This window comes from Sulfitobacter undariae, from assembly GCF_014196805.1.
Taxonomy (GTDB): Bacteria; Pseudomonadota; Alphaproteobacteria; order Rhodobacterales; family Rhodobacteraceae; genus Sulfitobacter; species Sulfitobacter undariae.
In genome coordinates this window covers 1-18,184 of sequence record NZ_JACIEI010000022.1, presented here as the reverse complement: position 1 = coordinate 18,184, position 18,184 = coordinate 1, and the positions used below count along the sequence as shown (strand labels likewise).

The following is an 18,184-nucleotide window of genomic DNA, read 5'->3' as shown; positions in this document are numbered from 1 at the left end:
TCGTTAACGCGACCGAGCGTACGACAGGATCCAATAGGCACATGAGCGGTCTTAATATTTGAATATCGCAGAAAGCTCGCGGGTGGCATCAAAGATAAATTCGCTTGCGTTTTGAATGGGGGCGAGATGACGGTTCTCTTCGAGATAGCTCATCCAGTAGGTGCGGCTAAAGGTGATGTCTTGTGCCATTACGGGTTCAAGTGCCGTGTCGCGGGCCATGTAACATGGCAAAACGCCTAGGCCAACATTCCCCATCACGGCATCAAATTGGGCTTTTACAGTGGAGCCGCGGTAAACAACCTGAAGGCCTGACATCAAGATATTATTGAAGTGCAGCTCATCCGTATAAAGTAGCTCTTCTACATAGCCGATAAAGGGGTAGGCGCGGAGGTCTTCGCGTTGGGTGGGACGTGTGCGATTATCGAAAAACTTTGGTCCTGCATAGATGCGTAAATCGTAATCCATCAGTTTACGCATGACCAATGGTCCGCGTGCGGGTCTGTCTAGTGAAATGGCGATATCCACATCCCGCCGCCACAGTTTATGGGCGATGGGAAGAGGCACAAGATCAACTTCCATTGCTGGATTTGAGGTGATGAGTTTGGGCAGGATATGCGACAGAACCGCATTTCCGAAACCATCTGGTGCACCGACTCGGATTTTTTGTTTGCCCAGCCCGTTCACACGGCTCGCCAGATCGGAAATCGCATTGGCCGAGCGCTCCATTTGTTCGGCATGCGACAGGATGCTTTGGCCAAACTCGCTTAGAACCATGCCGTCTTTTGTGGGCTCAAACAGTGTCAGCCCCAGTTTGTCTTGCAGAGATTTGAGCCGCCGTGCGATTGTTGTATGTGACGACTTAAGCCGTTTGGCTGCCTGACTTGGACGCCTTGTGCGGTGAACCTCTAAAAAGATACGAAGGTCGTCCCACTCAAAATTCATGCCGTCAGCTCTCTATTAGAAATCTAGCCTATGCCAAACCCCGAAGTCACGTCGCTCATTCAGGGAGCTAGGTGGCCCCACTGACGGTCCTGATGCTTCGAGGCTGAACATATTCGGCATCACTATGTGCATTTATGTTCATTGTGAAGTCTTTATGCCTATTGTTAGATATCTGTCTTGGTGGAAGCGCGTTGTACGCGACGCACGATCACGTCAAAAATAGGGAAAACACATCATGCGAGACTACGGCGATTTTGATTATGTGATTGTCGGCGCAGGCTCGGCTGGATGTGTTCTGGCCAATAGGTTGAGCGAAGACCCAAACAACCGCGTTTTGTTGTTGGAATTTGGGGGGAGCGATAACTATCACTGGATACACATTCCCGTGGGGTACCTGTATTGCATCGGCAATCCGCGCACAGATTGGTGTTATTCCACAGCCGCTTGCGAGGGCTTGGGCGGACGATCCTTATTGTATCCACGGGGCCGTGTTTTAGGAGGCAGTTCCTCGATCAACGGGATGTTGTACCTGCGCGGGCAGTCAAGTGACTATGACGGCTGGCGGCAACAGGGCAATACCGGATGGGCGTGGGACGACGTTTTGCCCTATTTCATGAAATCCGAAGATTATTTTGCCGGAGAAGACGAGGCCCATGGGGCCGGCGGGGAATGGCGTGTCGAAGAGCAGCGTCTCAACTGGGAAATTCTGGATGCATGGAAAGCCGCAGCGATTCAGGCAGGTATTCCCGAAACAGATGATTTTAACAGAGGTGACAATTTTGGGGTGGGGTACTTTAAAGTAAACCAACGCTCTGGTTGGCGCTGGAGCTCAGCCAAGGCGTTTTTGCGTCCCGCCAAGTCGCGCCCAAACCTTGAGATCATGACCCATGCACAGGCCCAAAAGGTGCTGTTCTCGGGGAAACGTGCGACTGGAGTGCAGTTCTTGCACAAAGGCACAGTCTCCAAGGCCAGCGCGCGCCGTGAGGTGATCCTGTCGGCAGGCGCAATCGGCACACCACAATTGCTTCAATTGTCGGGCATCGGTCCAGGCGGGTTGCTACAAAAGCACGGCATTGATGTCTTGCACGAGGCACCTGATGTGGGGGGCAACCTGCAAGACCATTTGCAAATTCGCTGTGCCTACAAAGTTACGGGCGCAAAGACGCTTAATGTCATGAGTTCAACGCTGTGGGGGAAGGCCAAAATTGGCCTTGAATACGCGTTAAAGCGCACTGGCCCCATGTCGATGGCCCCAAGCCAGCTGGGTGCCTTTGCCTATTCAGATGACAGGTTGGCGACGCCTGATCTGGAATATCATGTGCAGCCGGTTACGCTGGAGGCATTCGGGCAAGCGCCCCATGACTTCCCTGCAATCACGGCAAGTGTTTGCCACCTGCGCCCTGAAAGCCGCGGCCATGTGCATATTACGTCACCAGATGCGCTATCACACCCCGAAATTCAGCCAAATTATCTGTCTACCGAGGGGGACCGCATCGTAGCAGCCAATGCCATCCGCAAGACCCGTGAAATCATGGGGCAATCGGCACTCGCGCCCTATTTGCCAGAAGAATTCAAACCGGGTGCTCGCTATCAATCCGAAGAAGAATTGGTGGAAGGAGTAAGCCAGATCGCGTCAACGATTTTCCATCCGGTTGGCACTGCACGCATGGGGATTGATGAAAATGCGGTTGTGGACCCGCAGTTGCGTGTGAACGGGGTTACAAATCTTCGGGTTGTCGATGCGTCCATCATGCCCAATATCGTATCGGGAAACACCAATTCTCCCACGGTGATGATCGCAGAGCGCGCCAGTGCGTTCATTCGTGAAGACAGACCTTAAGTGGCCACGCGGTAATTTGACCGTTTGCGCCGGAATGAGGCCGCTTTGCAGTGCCCTGTCGGGCCGTGTGCCGTTACAATGCTGGCAATCTAGGCTGGAATGCCGTGATTTGAGGTATCACAAGGCGTGTTAAAAGCGGTATTCATGGCGAAATTCAGTTGGAGGACGTCCCATAGATTCGATCATCATCAATGTCGCCTCGGCGGTTGAACGCATGGGGTTCATGGCGCAACAGATGACTGCGTTTGGGCTTTCTTTTCAGCGCTTGGAGGCCATCACACCGGATACTGTCAAAGATACACGTGGTCCGCAGTATTGGGATAGCTGGGAACGCCCCTTGAAGGAAACTGAAAAGGCCTGCTTTCTCAGTCATGTAGCGGCTTGGGAAGTGGTCGCTGCAGGCGATGCACCTGTCCTCATTCTTGAGGATGATGTTGTGCTTTCAACTGCGATACCTTCCGTGCTGGTCGCTTGCCGCATGTTAGAAGATGTTGATCATCTGACACTTGAAGTGCGGAAGCGTAAAAAAATCGTCTCAAAACGCAGGCGTGACTTAACACAGACCCACCGGATTTTACGGCTCTATCAGGATCGTAGCGGCGCTGCGGCCTATGTGCTTTGGCCCTCTGGTGCAAAAAAACTGTTACGCCGCGCCCAGAAACAGGCAGCGCTGGCAGATGCTATGATTTGCAAAGCCTATGAGTTGAATAGTTATCAGGTTGAGCCAGCTTGTGCTGTTCAGTTGGACCAAGCCGCCGCATATGCGCTGTCTATAGGAACACGCACGCATTCCCAGATAGATGCGGGGGCAGCGGCACATCAAGCCAAGACAGCAGGTTTCAAGCTACGTCGTATAATGGCCCAACTTCGTATGGGTTTTCGGGCGCTCAGCCATGTCGCCGTGGCCGAGAGGCGCGAGATAGCACTGTCACCCGAGGATTTCACTACGCCCAAGCGCGGTGGACCTGATTAGGTCTCGTCCCACCAGCTTGTTTTTTCTCGGCTGTGTAGGGCCTTGAAGCGCGAAAAGACGGTGTCATTCACCTGAAACCGGCCCCAGATTTCGCGCAAAATTGGCCCGACCGGCTCAACTGCCATGAAGGGTTCCATCCCCCACACCATATTGCGCAACGTGTCATCCGTCCCGACAGTAAAGCAAGACATGCCCTCGAACAGCGGGACGAGTTCATTTTGGACTTCCGCAATGCGCTCTGGCTGCATGGGGGTGTCTTTTAGATGGCTCAGGTATCTTTCGCTCTCATACATTTTGACCGCGTTTGCCAACCCGGTGGTCATCATACCGACGGCACGTACGGTCATGTCCGTGTCATGCGCTGCAAAGGTATCCGTCGCCGAGATCAGCCACCGCATGTTTAGATTTTCACGCAGAAACACACCTTGCTCAATCCAAAGCTGCCGGAACTTTTGATAGGTTTCAGCCACGTTATGTTCGCGGCGGATAAGGACGATCAGTTCCGCATGGTGTAGCAGGAGTGCGGATTGCCCTGAAAACTCTCGGCGCAGGTTTTGCAGGTGCTGATCGAGGGATTTGGTTGAACCACGTGTTTGCTCAGGCTCTCCGGCCTCAACTGTTGTTGTTTTCAAGGTCTCCAAATTCTGGTTTGCCCCAGAATACTGACGTGCGCCCCACCGTTTTCGGTGTTGGTTTAGGGATAAAAGACGTTTGATGCGCCCGGGTTTTTTCCGCATTGGTTTCGCTTTTCAAAATGTTGGTTCTAGTGTTTTAGAAATCCGTAGAGGCGTAGCACATCAAACCGCCGCCGTAGTCTGCGGCTTTTTAGAAAGGGGCGCATGAGCCTGTATTTGAGGGATATCTTTCCTTGGCCCTGACGACCATAGATGTCCGAGTCTTCCTCTGTCTGCGTAACAATGGGGCTGGCAGTAAATCCTTGGCGCAACAAGCCAGAAGAGAAGCGCCAAACCAGGTCGATGGGAAAGAACAATCGATCAGTTGTTTCAATAAACGCCTGAGCGGCTCGGCGTGAAATGATGTACCCACTTGTGAGGGCAGGTGCCGGATCGCATTCACAAACGACATCGTTATCGAGAAGTGGGTGCAGGTGGAAAATCCGCCAACGGCGTCGCCATTCGAGCTTTTGCCATCTACGCCGCTCGGCTCTTTGGAAAAAGCTGGGGCGGTCAAAGCAGCCTCGGGCGCGAAAATGGTCCAAAGTTGGTTTGTCCAGTTCATAGGGCGCGTTGGAGGACAGGTTAATAAAGTCCAGACCAAGGGAGGGGACATGCTGTTGGATCAGGGGGAGGTCATGACGAATGTCAATGTCGTCTTCCAAGATCAGCGCGTATTCCTCGTCTGTGGCAAGGAAGCGTTTCCAAACCGCAATATGGGACGCGGCACATGCTATCTCCCCGCGTACAGGGCTTTTTTTCTGATTGATGATGAAGAGTTCGTGCTGAATGTCAGGCAGGTCAGCATCTTCCTTCTGACCGTCAATCGCAGAAAAACGCTCAAAAGGCAGCCCAATGCTGTCTAGCTGTTTGGAGACATAGGCTAAGCGATCTGGACGGCGGTCCAAGTTAATCAGATAAATGTTCACGGTTTTCCTTGTCTACGTACAGTGGGGCAAAAAACACTTTAGCGAGCCTGAAAATGTTAGGGAAAGGCGGCAAAGGGACAATCGTTAAATCGAGTTTAAGGAACACGTTAGTGCATGAAGCTACTCTTGGATAAACTGAATGTCGAGTATTGTAAGTCAAGCTGATGACCACGGCTAGTTTAGGAGATCACTTCCTTCATTTCACTAACCCAAGGTATTTTCGCGTGACAGTTTGAGCTTCAAATTGGGCTGAAAAATTGATTTTGAATCCATCGGAGTCTTGTGCCGCCTGTGCAATTTTTGCTGCAAGAGCAGTGGTGTCATCCGGTGGCGAGACAAGATTATTTTCAGGCAAAATTTCTGAAGGCCCCGAAGGGCAATCGGTGCTGATTACAGGAACGCCTAATACAATCGCCTCGAGGATCGTCATATTCAGCCCTTCAAAATCTGATGACACAACCATCAACCGTGCGGCCTTGATCAGAGGAAACGGATTTTTTTGAAACCCTACAAAGTGAACGCGTTCAGCAATACCCAAAGTCTGGGCGAGGGCCTGTGCCTCCTCTTGCAGGGGGCCCGTTCCTACGAGCACCAAATCATAAGGGGTATCTGATTGTGCGTAGGCGTGAAGCAATCGGTCGTGACGTTTGGCTTTTTTGAACTTACCGACATTGATGATAAAGTCTTTTTGCAGGGGCGGTGTGCCCTGTGCTTGTTCAAGGATCAGATCGGGTTCAACAGGGTTATAGATTGTCCGCGTGCTCAATTGCTGAGGGAGCAGGGCATTTAGGTCATCTTCCACGCCTTTACTCACGCAGATACAGGCTTTGTCACCGTAGACAGCCCGCAGTTTGGCAAGTTTTGGATCGTCCGGCCCGTTCAATCCATATTCTTGCGAGGTATTATTGTGCATGATGAAATGCACGTTAGGCAGGCGGCTTTGCGATAGAATGAAATCAACGGGGAACAGATTGGATAGCACCAAATCTGGCGTTCCAATGTGTTTTTTAACAAAGCGGTCAAAAAACCATGCGGCTACTTTTGCTCTGATGTTTCGCGGCAATCCCCGAAGTATTCGATAGGGAAATTTATGAATGTGGACACCGTGGTCTAGCGGTAAGTCGATGCTGTCTTTGAATAATACGATATGCGCTTCATGTCCCAAGGCATGTATATTGCGCGCCAAAGTCTGAACAACCCGCTCCGCGCCGTTGCCCTGTAGGCTAAAGACTGCAAGGACGACTATTTTCATTTAGAAAACCTCTTGGGATAATACCGTGATCGTTACAGAACTAAGGGCCTTGGGCCGATCTTGAAAGGGCGGTTCAATGGAAAGGGCGGCATAGGCGACTGTGCGCGATATCCGCTTTCTCAGCCGCCCCGTGCGCCCTGCACCCATGCAACGATTTTGCCTCGGTTTTCGGGGGTCATTGTCGCAATGGCATTAGGAGGCGGCATCGCATTGCTGAGACCCGCATGGAGTAGAATTTGCTCTGCATGTCGGGCGACATCGCTTTCGGTTTCAAGGTAAACGCCTTTTGGCGCCTGATACATGCCTTCCCATGCGGGTTCGCGGGCGTGGCACATGGAACAATTGCCAAGAACCACATCATAGGCCTCTTCAAATCCACTGGCGGAGGCGAATTTCGCCTCATAGGCGGTCAACTCGCGGCTCTGCGCGATTTCATAACTGTCGGGGCCGCGTACAGTGGATAGCCATGCAATGATGATCATCAATATGACGGTCACAGCCCATGTCCAGTGGGGCCCTTTTCCTGTTGCATGCATCGTATTGAAATAGTGCCGGATTGTGACCCCTGTCAGGAAAATCAGGCTGGCGATGATCCACGCATATTGGGTGCCAAACGCCAGTGGATAGTGGTTGGACAGCATCAGGAAAACGACGGGTAACGTGAGGTAGTTATTATGGGTCGAGCGCAGTTTGGCGATCTTGCCGTATTTGGCGTCTGGCTTGCGCCCTGCCTTAAGGTCGGCAACGACGATGCGCTGATTGGGCATGATTTGAAAGAAGACATTGCCCGTCATGATCGAGGCTGTGAAGGCGCCAAGATGTAACAAGGCCGCGCGCCCTGTGAATATCTGATTATAGCCCCACGCCATGGCAACCAACAAAACAAACAAAAGTAACATGAGTAGGGTAGAGTGCTCTCCTAGTTTGGATTTACACATCGCGTCATAAGCAAGCCAGCCAATGGTCAGGGACCCGCCAGAGATCAATATTCCTTGCCACAAAGACAGCTCGGCTTTGGTCGGATCAAGGAGAAAAATCTCGCCGCCGACCCAATAGACGATCATCAAAAGCGCCGCACCGGATACCCATGTGATGTAGCTTTGCCATTTATGCCAGATCAAATGTTCCGGCATGTTTTCGGGCGCGACTAGATATTTTTGGATGTGGTAGAAACCGCCGCCATGTACCTGCCACTCTTCGCCGAATACGCCCTCGGGCATATTGGCCGCCTTGCGCAAACCTAGGTCAAGAGCGATGAAGAAAAACGACGCTCCGATCCATGCCATTGCAGTGATGACATGAAGCCACCTGACTGCAAATGCGATCCAGTCCCAAATTATTGCAAAATCGTACACGGCATTCTCCTGAAACCTGAATGTTGAGACATACTATGTGAAAAGATATCTCGCAGCTAGCCGCATAAAATTGCAAGCAATGTCGAATGAAGCAAACCTATTTGGTAAGCGATTGGCTGTTAAGTAAACTTGCGGAACAGTTTGGTTTGGTCAAACATATCTTCCAGCGCTTCCATCCGTTGTTTGGTGCCGCTCCAGTTCAGGCTTTGCACGGATGAAATCATGGTTTCGACCAGCAGCAAAATGGTGGTGGAGGAATCCCAAGCAGAAGGGGCGATGATACGGCAGCTCAGGCAAATTTCAGCCAGATGATGCACAGGAGAGCGCCATTGATCCGTAAAAAGAACAATCCGCGCGCCGCGGGCATGGGCCAATTCAGCCAGCTTGAGCGTGTTGTTTTCATAGCGACGGATGTCGAAAATCACAAAGACATCTCCTTTTTGAACGTTCAGCAGGTAATGCGGCCACGTGTTTGACCCGGTGTCTACATGGGTCAGGTGAGGGCGGATCACCTGCATGTGCATAAACAGATAGTCGGCCAGCGTATGGGTGATACGGCCACCGACGATAAACAAATGGCTGTCTTGGTTGGCTACCATTGCACAGGCAGCATCAAAGGCTTCTGGATCAATCTGGCCTAAGGTCAGGCGGATATTTTCAATCACAGCATCTGTGAATCTGTTTAGCAGGTGTCCAGAAGGGGCGGATTCGGCCCATGTGTCATGCTTTGATATCGGGTCTTTGGCCTTGGCGCGTAATTCTTCGCGCAGCTCTGCTTGAAAATCGGGATACCCTTTGTAGCCCAGTTTTTGAACCATACGCGCGACAGTGGGCACGGAAACATTTGCATCCTTGGCCAAGGATGACAGCGGACCAAGCCCCGAAGCAGGGTAATTCTCAAGGATAGACAGGGCCAATTGCCGTTCCGCGCGTGTCAGCTCATCCAGCTTTTGCTGGATCCGATCCGAGATTGTTTGCGTCTGTTCGGCCATCCGGTTCCTCCGATGTGTTCATTTATATATCAAAGGCGGGGCTGCTGTGAAATTACTTTCTACATCTTGTTGACAAGTCACGTGTTGGGCAAGCAACCTGTGGCAATGGAGTTCCAATGAATCGCGCATCCCCGGACGTTACCCATGCCAAAGTGCTTTGCGTTTGGCTGTGTAGGATCGGACTGCCTATGGAGAAGGCTCAATGACAGGATTTATGCGCGGTTTTATCCGTGTGGTAGACAGGGTGAACTACCGTATTGGCCGCGTGATGATGTATGGCATCTTTGTTCTCATGGGCATTTTGCTGTGGTCGTCCATCAATAAAACACTTTTCTTGCCTTCGCTTTGGACGCTGGAAATGGCGCAATTTGCGATGGTGGCCTATTACATTCTGGGCGGGCCGTATTCTATCCAACTGGGCAGTGATGTGCGGATGGACCTTCTTTATGGGGAATGGTCGCCGCGCAAAAAAGCATGGGTGGATTTGATCACTGTCTTCTTCCTGATCTTTTATCTCTGCGTGCTGATCTATGGTGCGGTCAGCTCAACAGCTTATTCCTTGGGCTATTGGGGAACCGAGCCCTTTTCCTTTTTCGGGGGATTGATCACAGGCAGTGAAGAAATAGGCCGAATGGAGCGATCCTCTAGCGGCTGGCGGCCTTATCTTTGGCCTATCAAGACAGTGATGATCGTGGGCATGTTCTTGATGCTGCTCCAATGTATTTCCGAGCTTTTCAAAGATGTTTTGCGGCTCAAAGGCGAGGCCATCTGATGTCATACGAATTAATCGCCACGCTGATGTTCTCTTCGATGATGCTGATGTTGCTGACGGGGCAGCGCGTGTTTGGCGCGATTGGATTTGTGGCCGTGGTGGCCGCGCTGTTGCTTTGGGGGGACCGCGGCGGATTTGATATCGGGTTTTCGGCTGCGATGAAGCTGATGAAATGGTATCCGCTGCTGACCTTGCCGATGTTCATCTTCATGGGCTACGTCCTGTCCGAGAGTAAAATCGCCGATGATCTTTACAAGATGTTCCACGTCTGGATGGGCGGGTTGCAAGGCGGGTTGGCCATTGGGACCATTGGCCTGATGGTGCTGATTTCTGCGATGAATGGCCTTAGCGTGGCGGGCATGGCGATTGGCGCCACCATTGCTCTGCCAGAGCTGCTCAAGCGGGGATATGATAAACGTATGGTGACGGGGGTGATACAGGCGGGGTCCAGTTTGGGCATCCTTGTGCCGCCCTCTGTTGTCTTGGTGCTGTATTCCATGATCGCACGTCAGCCCGTAGGGCAGTTGTGGCTGGCGGGGGTGATCCCCGGCCTGATGATGGCGACGATGTTTATCATCTATATTGCCGTGCGCTGCTGGAAAAACCCGTCTTTGGGGCCGACTTTGTCACCAGAAGAACGTGACATGCCTCGCGCAGAAAAGCTGCGTCTGCTGCGGGCAGGGCTGCTGCCGTTGGGGATTTTTGCGGTGATGATGGTGCCGTTTGTCAACGGCTGGACCTCGCTTGTAGAAAGCTCGGCCATTGGCGCTATCGCGGCGTTTTTGGCGGCAGTTTTCAAGGGCCGCATGACGCGTCAGGTCTTTGAAAATACGCTGCGCAATACGCTGGGTATCACCTGCATGTTTATGTGGATCATCCTTGCCGCGCTGGCCTTTGGCGCGGTGTTTGACGGGCTGGGCGCGGTCAAAGCCATTGAAACCCTATTCACCGAGCGTTTGGGCCTGTCGCCTTGGGTGATCCTGATCCTGATGCAATTGACCTTCATCCTGATGGGCACTTTTCTGGATGACACGGCGATGCTGGTGATTGTTGCGCCGCTGTATGTGCCGCTGGTCGGGGCGCTTGGCTTTGATTTGGTTTGGTACGGCATTCTTTATACAATCACTTGCCAGATCGCCTATATGACGCCACCATTCGGCTATAATCTGTTTTTGATGCGCGCCATGGCGCCGCCGGAAATCTCTATCCAAGATATCTACCGTTCCGTCCTGCCCTTTGTACTGGTTATGATCGGGGCGCTGGTCCTTGTGATGGTTTTCCCGCAACTGGCGCTTTGGCTGCCCAATACCGTTTACGCGAAATAACCCCAAGACTCCGATAACGGAGCATTCACCCAACACTGGAGAGTAAAATGACAACCAGACGTTCCTTCCTTCGCACCGCCGCTTTGGGCGGCACCGCAGCCCTTGCCGCGCCCGCAGTGGCGCGTGCGCAAGACACAATTAAATGGCGTTTCCAGACTTATGCTGGTGCCGCATTGGGCGAACATGTGACCAAGCCCACAATCGACTACATCAACAAAGCCGCCAATGGCGAGCTGGAGATCGAGCTGTTCTATGCGGATCAAATCGTCCCTACAGGCGAGTTGTTCCAAGCGCTTCAGCGCGGCACGATCGACGGTGTGCATTCGGATGACGATTCAATGGCATCCCCGACACCTTTGCAGCAATTTGGCGGGTACTTCCCACTGGCGACGAAACATTCCTTGGATGTGCCGACGCTGTTTAACCAATACGGTCTGGCAGACATCTGGCGTGAAGAATACGCCAAGGTTGGCGTTCAGTGGTTGTCAGCTGCGGGGCAGGACCCTTGTAACTTTAACACCAAGAAAGAGGTCACATCGTTGGCCGACCTTGACGGGCTCAAGCTGTACACTTTCCCGACAGCGGGACGTTTCTTGTCGCAGTTCGGCGTTGTGCCTGTGTCCATCCCTTACGAGGACGCGGAAGTTGCCGTGCAGACGGGTGAATTGGATGGCATGGCATGGTCGGGCATCACCGAAGACTATACCGTCGGCTGGGCTGATGTGACGGATTACTTCCTGACCAACAACATCTCGGGCGCTTGGATCGGGTCGTTCTTTGTGAACCAACAAGTCTGGGCAGATCTGCCAGAGCACCTGAAAGCCATCGTCATGGCGGGTATTGAGGCAGGCCATACCTACCGCAACCAATGGTACTGGGGAGGCGAGGCGCGCCTGCGTGCACAGGGCGATAAACTGCAACTGCGTTCCATCCCACAAGAGGAGTGGAAGGTCGTTGAAGACGCCGCTAAGGTCTTCTGGACCGAGGTTGCAGAAGAGAGCGAAATCAACGCAAAGATCGTGCAAATATTCCGTGATTACAACGATGTGATCAGCAAAGCTGGACCGCCCTATACCTTCGGTTAAGACGTAATCAGGCCAGCGCCTATGTCGGGCGCTGGTCATTCCCCGTTCGGAGAAGACCCATGACTAAACCACGTGATTTCGAAACCCTCAAAGCCATGGTCAAAACCGGCGAGATTGACACTGTGCTTGTCTGCATGGTCGATATGCAGGGACGCCTGATGGGCAAACGCTTCCATGCGGTTAATTTTGTCGAGACCTCGTTCAAAGAAACCCATTGCTGCAACTATCTGCTGGCCACTGATCTGGAAATGGCCACACCCGAAGGCTTTGCCTCGACCAGCTGGCAAAGCGGCTATGGTGATTACATCATGGCGCCCGACCTCAGAACAATCCGCCCTGTGCCGTGGCTGGAAGGCACTGCATTGGTGCTGTGTGACGTGCTGGATCACCACACCCACCAACCTGTTCCTCATTCCCCCCGCGCCATTCTGAAAAAGCAAATCGCGCGGCTGGAGGCGTTGGGTTTTGAGGCGAAGATGGCGACCGAGCTGGAATTCTTCCTTTTTGCGAACAGCCTTGATGAAATCCGCGAAAATGGCTTCCGCGACCTCAAGCCGATCAGCGGCTATAATGAGGATTACAATATTTTTCAGACCACCAAAGAGGAAGGGATCATGCGACCGATCCGCAACCACCTCTTTGACGCTGGCGTGCCGATCGAGAATTCAAAAGGAGAAGCCGAAGCAGGGCAGGAAGAGCTGAACATCCGCTATTCTCCCGCGCTTGATTGCGCTGATTACCATTCCATCGCCAAACACGCGATCAAGGAAATCTCGTGGCAGAACGGCCATGCGGCAACCTTTTTGCCCAAGTGGCACAAGGACCGAGTCGGATCGTCCAGCCATGTGCATCAGTCGCTGTGGAAAAACGGCGAGGCCGCGTTTTATGACAAAGATGCCAAACACGGCATGTCCCAGTTGATGAGCCACTACATGGCGGGCCTGATCAAATATGCGCCCGATTACACCTATTTCCTTGCCCCTTATGTGAACAGTTACAAGCGTTTTGCCAAAGGCACTTTTGCGCCGACCAAAACAGTGTGGAGCGTTGACAACCGTACCGCAGGTTTCCGTCTGTGCGGCGAGGATAGCAAAGGGGTGCGTGTGGAATGCCGCATCGGGGGATCAGACCTGAACCCCTATCTGGCCCAAGCAGTCATGCTGGCCGCTGGTATCAAAGGCATCGAAGACGCGCTGGAACTGGCACCTGCGACCACGGGCGATGTTTATGAAGACGCCAAAGCCGCCGACATCCCGCAAACCCTGCGCGATGCCACCGAACTGTTGCGGAACTCCGCGTTTCTACGCGACGCTTTGGGCGATGAAGTAGTTGACCATTACACCCGTTCGGCAGAATGGGAACAAGAAGAATTTGACCGTGTGGTGACCGATTGGGAAATCGCACGCGGTTTTGAAAAGGCATAAAAAACATGACAGTAAAATGTATCTCTCCCATTGATGGTTCCATCTATGCGGAGCGCGAAACCCTGACACGCGCACAAGCTGATGAGGCAGTGACCAAAGCCAAAGCAGCGCAGGCCGATTGGGCTGCACGCCCGCTAGAAGACCGTATTGCATTGGTGCAGGCAGGCGTTGCCGCTGTGGGCGCGATGAACGACGAAATCGTGCCGGAAATTGCATGGCAGATGGGCCGTCCAGTGCGCTATGGCGGTGAATTCGGCGGCTTTAACGAACGCGCCACCTATATGGCACAGATCGCCAAAGACGCGCTGGCCCCGATTGAGGTGGAAGACAGCGATGCCTTCCGCCGTGTGATCAAACGGGTACCACATGGTGTGGTGCTGGTGGTTGCGCCTTGGAACTACCCTTACATGACCGCAATCAACACGGTTGCGCCTGCTTTGATTGCGGGCAATGCGGTTGTACTGAAACACGCTTCGCAAACTCTGTTGGTGGGCGAGCGTATGGCACAGGCGTTCCACAGCGCGGGGATCCCTGCGGATGTGTTCCAGAATGTCTTCCTTGACCATCAAACCACCTCTGACCTGATCGCGGCCAAATCATTTGGCTTTGTGAATTTCACAGGCTCCGTTGGCGGGGGCCAAGCGATGGAGCGCACAGCGGCAGGGACGTTCACGGGCATCGGTCTGGAACTGGGGGGCAAAGACCCGGGTTATGTGATGCAAGACGCCAATCTGGACGCGGCTGTGGATACGCTGATCGACGGGGCGATGTTCAACTCGGGGCAATGTTGCTGTGGGATTGAGCGGATTTATGTGCATGAAAGCCTGTTTGACGCCTTTGTCGAAAAGGCCGTGGCGATTGTGAATGGCTATGTGCTTGGCAATCCTCTGGAAGAGACAACAACATTGGGGCCGATGGCGCATGTGCGTTTCGCAGATGAAGTCCGCGCCCAAACCGCCGAGGCGATTGCAGCAGGGGCCAAAGCCCATATCAACCCTGCCGATTTTCCAAATGATGGTGGCGCATATCTGATGCCGCAAATCCTGACCAACGTGACCCACGACATGCGGGTGATGCGCGAAGAAAGCTTTGGCCCCGTTGTCGGCATCATGTCCGTCAAAGACGATGCCGAAGCCTTGGCGCTGATGAATGACAGCAACTTTGGCCTGACAGCATCACTGTGGACCGCAGACACCGCCCGCGCCGAAGCGATTGCCGATCAGATCGAAACGGGCACCGTTTTCCTGAACCGCGCAGATTACCTTGATCCCGCATTGTGCTGGACAGGGTGCAAGGATACAGGACGCGGCGGCGGTCTCTCGGTCATTGGCTATCACAACCTGACACGCCCCAAATCATACCACTTCAAAAAGGCCTGAAGACGATGAGCATTAAAGCAAACTGGTCCTACCCAACCGCAATCCGTTTCGGCGCTGGCCGTATCTCTGAAATCGCTGATGCTTGTAAAACTGCGGGCATCAGCAAGCCGTTGCTGGTGACAGACCGTGGGCTGGCAAGCATGGAGATCACTACCAAAACCCTTGACCTGCTTGAGGCCGCAGGGCTGGGCCGTGCGATGTTTTCGGATGTGGACCCGAACCCGAATGAGAAAAACGCCGAAGCAGGTGTGAAAGCCTACCGCGAGGGTGGCCATGACGGGGTGATTGCCTTCGGTGGCGGCTCTGGTCTTGATCTGGGCAAGCTGGTTGCCTTTATGGCAGGTCAGACGCGCCCGCTGTGGGATTTTGAGGACATTGGCGATTGGTGGACACGCGCCGACGCCGACGCCATCGCACCGATTGTGGCTGTGCCCACCACCGCAGGCACAGGGTCTGAGGTGGGGCGTGCCTCTGTCATCACCAATTCTGAGACACAGCAGAAAAAGATCATCTTCCACCCGAAATTTTTGCCAACGGTTGTGATCTGTGACCCTGAACTGACAGTAGGCATGCCCGGGTTCATCACCGCAGGTACGGGGCTTGATGCCTTCGCCCATTGCGTTGAGGCGTTCTGCTCGCCGCATTACCACCCGATGTCACAGGGCATCGCGCTGGAAGGCATGCGTCTGGTCAAGGATTACTTGCCACGCGCCTTTGCCGTTGGCACCGATCTGGAAGCGCGCGCGCATATGATGTCAGCGGCGATGATGGGGGCCACGGCGTTCCAAAAAGGTCTGGGCGCGATCCATGCGCTGTCGCATCCGATTGGCGCGATGTACCACACCCATCACGGTACAACGAATGCGGTCTGTATGCCGGCCGTGTTGCAATTCAATAAACCTGCGATCACCGATGTGATCGGGCAAGCGGCCAAATATCTGGATATCGCAGGCGGCTTTGACGGGTTCTGTGGTTTTGTCGATGATCTGAATGCGTCGCTTGGTATTCCGAAAAACCTGACTGCTATGGGGATTGAAAACCCAGACGTCGACCGTATCGTCGCAGGCGCGTTGATTGACCCCAGCACAGGCGGTAACCCAATTGAAATGACACAGGAAAACACAACCAAACTGCTGATGGCCTGTATCTAACAGCCATAAAAACCCAGCGCTGCAAGCCACTTGTGGCGCTGGTTCGTTTTGGGGTCTGAAAATCGGGAAGTTTGGAGCGGGTAACGAGAATCGAACTCGTAACTAAAGCTTGGGAATAAGTATTAAAATGAAGTTATCTTATTGATTTTTATTAACTTTTAATGAGGGTCTGGGCGAAATTCTGGGGTTGGAGGTTTTCATCCCTACTCCCATCACGCTAAAATCGTCTAAAGCGTTGCGCATATCGCTTGTAAGGACGTGCGCATAACGCATGGTTGTTGCAATGTCTTTGTGCCCAAGCATCTTTGATACAAGACTGATGTTTTGCGTTCTGCGTAGCATCCTAGTGGCGAAGGTATGGCGCAGGTCGTGGAAGCGGAAGTTGTCTACACCAGCATCATCCAGCGCCTTGCGAAAAACCGTACCAAAAACGCCGCCACTTGCAACGATTGGGATGCGCTCCAGGCTGTGGCCGTCGACCCGCGTGAATACCAACTTTCGGTGTGCCAGCACGTTGGACCGAGGCAGGGCTGACAGAAGCGCGGCCAGTTCGTCATTTATCGGGAATATCATGATATCATCGCCCTTGAGGCGGAAAGTCATTTCGCGGTTAACCATATCGACATCACGCCAGAGTAGACCAGTGATTGTGCTAATCCTTGCGCCCGTCATTAGGGCAAACGCAACAAAGGCGTGGTATTCTTGGGGTAGGCTCGAGAAAATTGCTTGCTGTTCGCCTGGGGTCAATTCCCTGACACGCTCTCGGGCTTCTTTTGTTTCTGCGCCTTTGTAATCCAGTTCGGGCAGGGGTGTCTTGTAAACCTTGCCCATGTGGCGGATCGCACGGCCAAGCATTTGCAGGTGACGGTTTACCGTGCTGTTTGCGCATGTGGCACGGTGCTTGGCAACGTATCGCATAAGGTCAGCATTGGTCAGCTCTGACAGGCGTTTGCCTCCATCGATATAAGAAAGCAAGACGCGGGCTTGGCTCTTTGTAGTGCCTTCCGATGCCGTTCCAAAGATGCGGTCTTTGATATAGGTTCCCAATGCCTCCGACAGCGTGTAGTTGCTGCCGCGTGCGACGTGTCTATTTGCATCAGCCCTAACGCGGGCTTCTACCGCCTTGGCTTCCTCATAGTCTTCCGTCCCGCAAGATCCTCGAAGGCGACTACCTCTGACGACGATGTCGTATTGATAGACCTTGGTTTTCTTGGTTCTGAATGGCATTGGGTTTGCGCCTCTATGTACTCTTTTAGGTCATCGCGGCGATAGCGGAACGTGCCTTTGCCAATTTTGACGTACTTTAGTCCCTGTTTCCGGCAGTTTTGCAATGACTTTGTGCAGATACCAAGGATAGCTGCAGCATCAACGGATTTTAAAAGCGGTGCGGTTGTCATTGCGCTTGCCTTTGGTTCTGGCTTGTTTTGAGCGAATTTATGATGATGCGGCGAGGTGTGAGGGGGATGCTGCCCTTGCCTTTGCATTGTGCGCATTTTCGGTAGTTGGCGAGGCCTTTGCCGTTGAAGTGAGTGCACCGCTTTCCGTTTCCGTGCAGGTACATGTTGGTCATGGCGTATCGCCCCCCTAGTTTTTACCGTTGCTTCTGCGCATGCGTCTGATGCAGCGGTTCATGATGCGTTGGCGTTCGCTGATCAGGTCATCTAGGCCGCGCTTGCGTCGCTCCATGCGCATGTGCAGTTTGGCCAGCCGTCTCACTTCAATTTCATTCGCGAAATGCAGCCACGCGGCCTGAATGCCGAAAAGATCAGGCTTGGGCGGTGTTTGTTTTGGGCTTTCTGTCGCTGGTGGCGTGTAGCGGGTGTTGCTGTACAGTGTTTCGGTTTGCATTGGTCAATGGCCCTTCGGAAGGTCGGACACGTCTACCATGTTGGTGGCAGTATGGGTGACGGCGGCGGTAAGGCACACAAGGGCGATGATCAGAATGGCATTGCGCGCCACTACGGCCATGGTTTGCGCAAGGGTTGCGCGATGCAGTTTGGACCTGTCACGCTTTAGTGCCGCCCCAAGTGCTCGTTTAAGCCACCTTTCGTTCGAAGGCGACAGGGCTTTTCCAGCCCAGTGCTGAGTGGC

At 53.2% G+C, this 18,184-nt stretch carries 18 protein-coding genes; 8 read left to right on the top strand and 10 right to left on the bottom strand.

Annotated elements, in window-relative coordinates:
* Positions 1–51: 51 nt before the first annotated feature.
* A complete protein-coding gene (locus GGR95_RS17630; RefSeq protein ID WP_184568194.1) occupies positions 52–942 on the bottom strand; it encodes a LysR family transcriptional regulator in 891 nt (296 codons plus the stop codon).
* A 235-nt stretch (positions 943–1,177) separates the two neighbouring features.
* Here GGR95_RS17630 and GGR95_RS17625 point away from each other — a divergent pair, with 235 nt between their 5' ends.
* Both GGR95_RS17625 and GGR95_RS17620 read left to right on the top strand, forming a co-directional pair.
* The gene (locus GGR95_RS17625) at positions 1,178–2,782 is read left to right on the top strand and encodes a GMC family oxidoreductase (protein WP_184568193.1); all 1,605 of its coding nucleotides are present in this window, start codon (positions 1,178–1,180) and stop codon (positions 2,780–2,782) included.
* A 235-nt stretch (positions 2,783–3,017) separates the two neighbouring features.
* Positions 3,018–3,755 carry a glycosyltransferase family 25 protein gene (locus tag GGR95_RS17620; protein ID WP_246423439.1) on the top strand — a complete coding sequence of 246 codons (738 nt, stop codon included), beginning with the start codon at positions 3,018–3,020 and terminating at the stop codon, positions 3,753–3,755.
* Here GGR95_RS17620 and GGR95_RS17615 read toward each other — a convergent pair.
* The 5 genes from GGR95_RS17615 to GGR95_RS17595 all read right to left on the bottom strand — a co-directional run bounded on the left by GGR95_RS17615 (position 3,752) and on the right by GGR95_RS17595 (position 8,957).
* Positions 3,752–4,492 (bottom strand): hypothetical protein, encoded by a 741-nt coding sequence (locus tag GGR95_RS17615; protein WP_184568190.1) that lies wholly within the window; start codon positions 4,490–4,492, stop codon positions 3,752–3,754. The two genes, GGR95_RS17620 and GGR95_RS17615, sit on opposite strands and share 4 nt — an antisense overlap.
* A 26-nt stretch (positions 4,493–4,518) precedes the next feature.
* On the bottom strand, positions 4,519–5,358 hold the full coding sequence (locus GGR95_RS17610; protein WP_184568188.1) for a glycosyltransferase family 25 protein: 840 nt from the start codon (positions 5,356–5,358) through the stop codon (positions 4,519–4,521).
* A 196-nt stretch (positions 5,359–5,554) separates the two neighbouring features.
* On the bottom strand, positions 5,555–6,610 hold the full coding sequence (locus tag GGR95_RS17605) for a glycosyltransferase (protein ID WP_184568186.1): 1,056 nt from the start codon (positions 6,608–6,610) through the stop codon (positions 5,555–5,557).
* A gap of 119 nt (positions 6,611–6,729) precedes the next feature.
* Positions 6,730–7,965: a urate hydroxylase PuuD gene (locus GGR95_RS17600; protein ID WP_184568185.1), complete on the bottom strand. Its 1,236-nt coding sequence runs from the start codon at positions 7,963–7,965 to the stop codon at positions 6,730–6,732.
* 119 nt (positions 7,966–8,084) lie between these two features.
* Positions 8,085–8,957: a MurR/RpiR family transcriptional regulator gene (locus GGR95_RS17595; protein WP_184568183.1), complete on the bottom strand. Its 873-nt coding sequence runs from the start codon at positions 8,955–8,957 to the stop codon at positions 8,085–8,087.
* 202 nt (positions 8,958–9,159) lie between these two features.
* Between GGR95_RS17595 and GGR95_RS17590 the strand changes: the two genes are divergently transcribed.
* The 6 genes from GGR95_RS17590 to GGR95_RS17565 are packed head-to-tail and all read left to right on the top strand — an operon-like array spanning position 9,160 to position 16,093.
* Positions 9,160–9,729: a TRAP transporter small permease subunit gene (locus GGR95_RS17590; RefSeq protein ID WP_184568181.1), complete on the top strand. Its 570-nt coding sequence runs from the start codon at positions 9,160–9,162 to the stop codon at positions 9,727–9,729.
* Complete coding sequence (locus GGR95_RS17585) at positions 9,729–11,054, top strand: TRAP transporter large permease (RefSeq protein WP_184568179.1); 1,326 nt, start codon at positions 9,729–9,731, stop codon at positions 11,052–11,054. The genes GGR95_RS17590 and GGR95_RS17585 overlap by 1 nt, the downstream gene beginning before the upstream one ends.
* Positions 11,055–11,101: 47 nt before the next feature.
* Entirely contained in the window at positions 11,102–12,139 is a 1,038-nt protein-coding gene (locus GGR95_RS17580; RefSeq protein WP_184568177.1) for a TRAP transporter substrate-binding protein, read from the top strand.
* 59 nt (positions 12,140–12,198) lie between these two features.
* On the top strand, positions 12,199–13,563 hold the full coding sequence (locus tag GGR95_RS17575; RefSeq protein ID WP_184568175.1) for a glutamine synthetase family protein: 1,365 nt from the start codon (positions 12,199–12,201) through the stop codon (positions 13,561–13,563).
* Positions 13,564–13,568: 5 nt separating this feature from the next.
* The gene (locus GGR95_RS17570; RefSeq protein WP_184568173.1) at positions 13,569–14,942 is read left to right on the top strand and encodes an aldehyde dehydrogenase family protein; all 1,374 of its coding nucleotides are present in this window, start codon (positions 13,569–13,571) and stop codon (positions 14,940–14,942) included.
* A 5-nt stretch (positions 14,943–14,947) separates the two neighbouring features.
* Positions 14,948–16,093 (top strand): iron-containing alcohol dehydrogenase, encoded by a 1,146-nt coding sequence (locus GGR95_RS17565; RefSeq protein ID WP_184568171.1) that lies wholly within the window; start codon positions 14,948–14,950, stop codon positions 16,091–16,093.
* A gap of 138 nt (positions 16,094–16,231) precedes the next feature.
* Here the strand turns inward: GGR95_RS17565 and GGR95_RS17560 are convergent, their stop codons facing one another.
* From GGR95_RS17560 to GGR95_RS18855, 4 genes are all read right to left on the bottom strand, one after another.
* The gene (locus GGR95_RS17560; protein WP_184568169.1) at positions 16,232–17,320 is read right to left on the bottom strand and encodes a tyrosine-type recombinase/integrase; all 1,089 of its coding nucleotides are present in this window, start codon (positions 17,318–17,320) and stop codon (positions 16,232–16,234) included.
* Complete coding sequence (locus GGR95_RS19195) at positions 17,209–17,490, bottom strand: helix-turn-helix domain-containing protein (RefSeq protein WP_184568168.1); 282 nt, start codon at positions 17,488–17,490, stop codon at positions 17,209–17,211. Before GGR95_RS19195 ends, GGR95_RS17560 begins: the two co-directional genes overlap by 112 nt.
* 187 nt (positions 17,491–17,677) lie before the next feature.
* Positions 17,678–17,941, bottom strand: a complete 264-nt coding sequence (locus tag GGR95_RS17550) for a hypothetical protein (RefSeq protein WP_184568166.1) — start codon at positions 17,939–17,941, stop codon at positions 17,678–17,680.
* A gap of 3 nt (positions 17,942–17,944) precedes the next feature.
* On the bottom strand, positions 17,945–18,184 hold a 240-nt coding region (locus GGR95_RS18855; protein ID WP_221385007.1), incomplete at its 5' end, for a hypothetical protein.

Bases quoted from the DNA above. Each gene is read 5' to 3' on its own strand.
- GGR95_RS17630 (WP_184568194.1), bottom strand. From the start codon at position 942: ATGAATTTTGAGTGGGACGACCTTCGTATCTTTTTAGAGGTTCACCGC.
- GGR95_RS17625 (WP_184568193.1), top strand. From the start codon at position 1,178: ATGCGAGACTACGGCGATTTTGATTATGTGATTGTCGGCGCAGGCTCG.
- GGR95_RS17620 (WP_246423439.1), top strand. From the start codon at position 3,018: ATGACTGCGTTTGGGCTTTCTTTTCAGCGCTTGGAGGCCATCACACCG.
- GGR95_RS17615 (WP_184568190.1), bottom strand. From the start codon at position 4,492: ATGCGGAAAAAACCCGGGCGCATCAAACGTCTTTTATCCCTAAACCAA.
- GGR95_RS17605 (WP_184568186.1), bottom strand. From the start codon at position 6,610: ATGAAAATAGTCGTCCTTGCAGTCTTTAGCCTACAGGGCAACGGCGCG.
- GGR95_RS17595 (WP_184568183.1), bottom strand. From the start codon at position 8,957: ATGGCCGAACAGACGCAAACAATCTCGGATCGGATCCAGCAAAAGCTG.
- GGR95_RS17590 (WP_184568181.1), top strand. From the start codon at position 9,160: ATGACAGGATTTATGCGCGGTTTTATCCGTGTGGTAGACAGGGTGAAC.
- GGR95_RS17585 (WP_184568179.1), top strand. From the start codon at position 9,729: ATGTCATACGAATTAATCGCCACGCTGATGTTCTCTTCGATGATGCTG.
- GGR95_RS17580 (WP_184568177.1), top strand. From the start codon at position 11,102: ATGACAACCAGACGTTCCTTCCTTCGCACCGCCGCTTTGGGCGGCACC.
- GGR95_RS17575 (WP_184568175.1), top strand. From the start codon at position 12,199: ATGACTAAACCACGTGATTTCGAAACCCTCAAAGCCATGGTCAAAACC.
- GGR95_RS17570 (WP_184568173.1), top strand. From the start codon at position 13,569: ATGACAGTAAAATGTATCTCTCCCATTGATGGTTCCATCTATGCGGAG.
- GGR95_RS17565 (WP_184568171.1), top strand. From the start codon at position 14,948: ATGAGCATTAAAGCAAACTGGTCCTACCCAACCGCAATCCGTTTCGGC.
- GGR95_RS17560 (WP_184568169.1), bottom strand. From the start codon at position 17,320: ATGCCATTCAGAACCAAGAAAACCAAGGTCTATCAATACGACATCGTC.
- GGR95_RS19195 (WP_184568168.1), bottom strand. From the start codon at position 17,490: ATGACAACCGCACCGCTTTTAAAATCCGTTGATGCTGCAGCTATCCTT.
- GGR95_RS17550 (WP_184568166.1), bottom strand. From the start codon at position 17,941: ATGCAAACCGAAACACTGTACAGCAACACCCGCTACACGCCACCAGCG.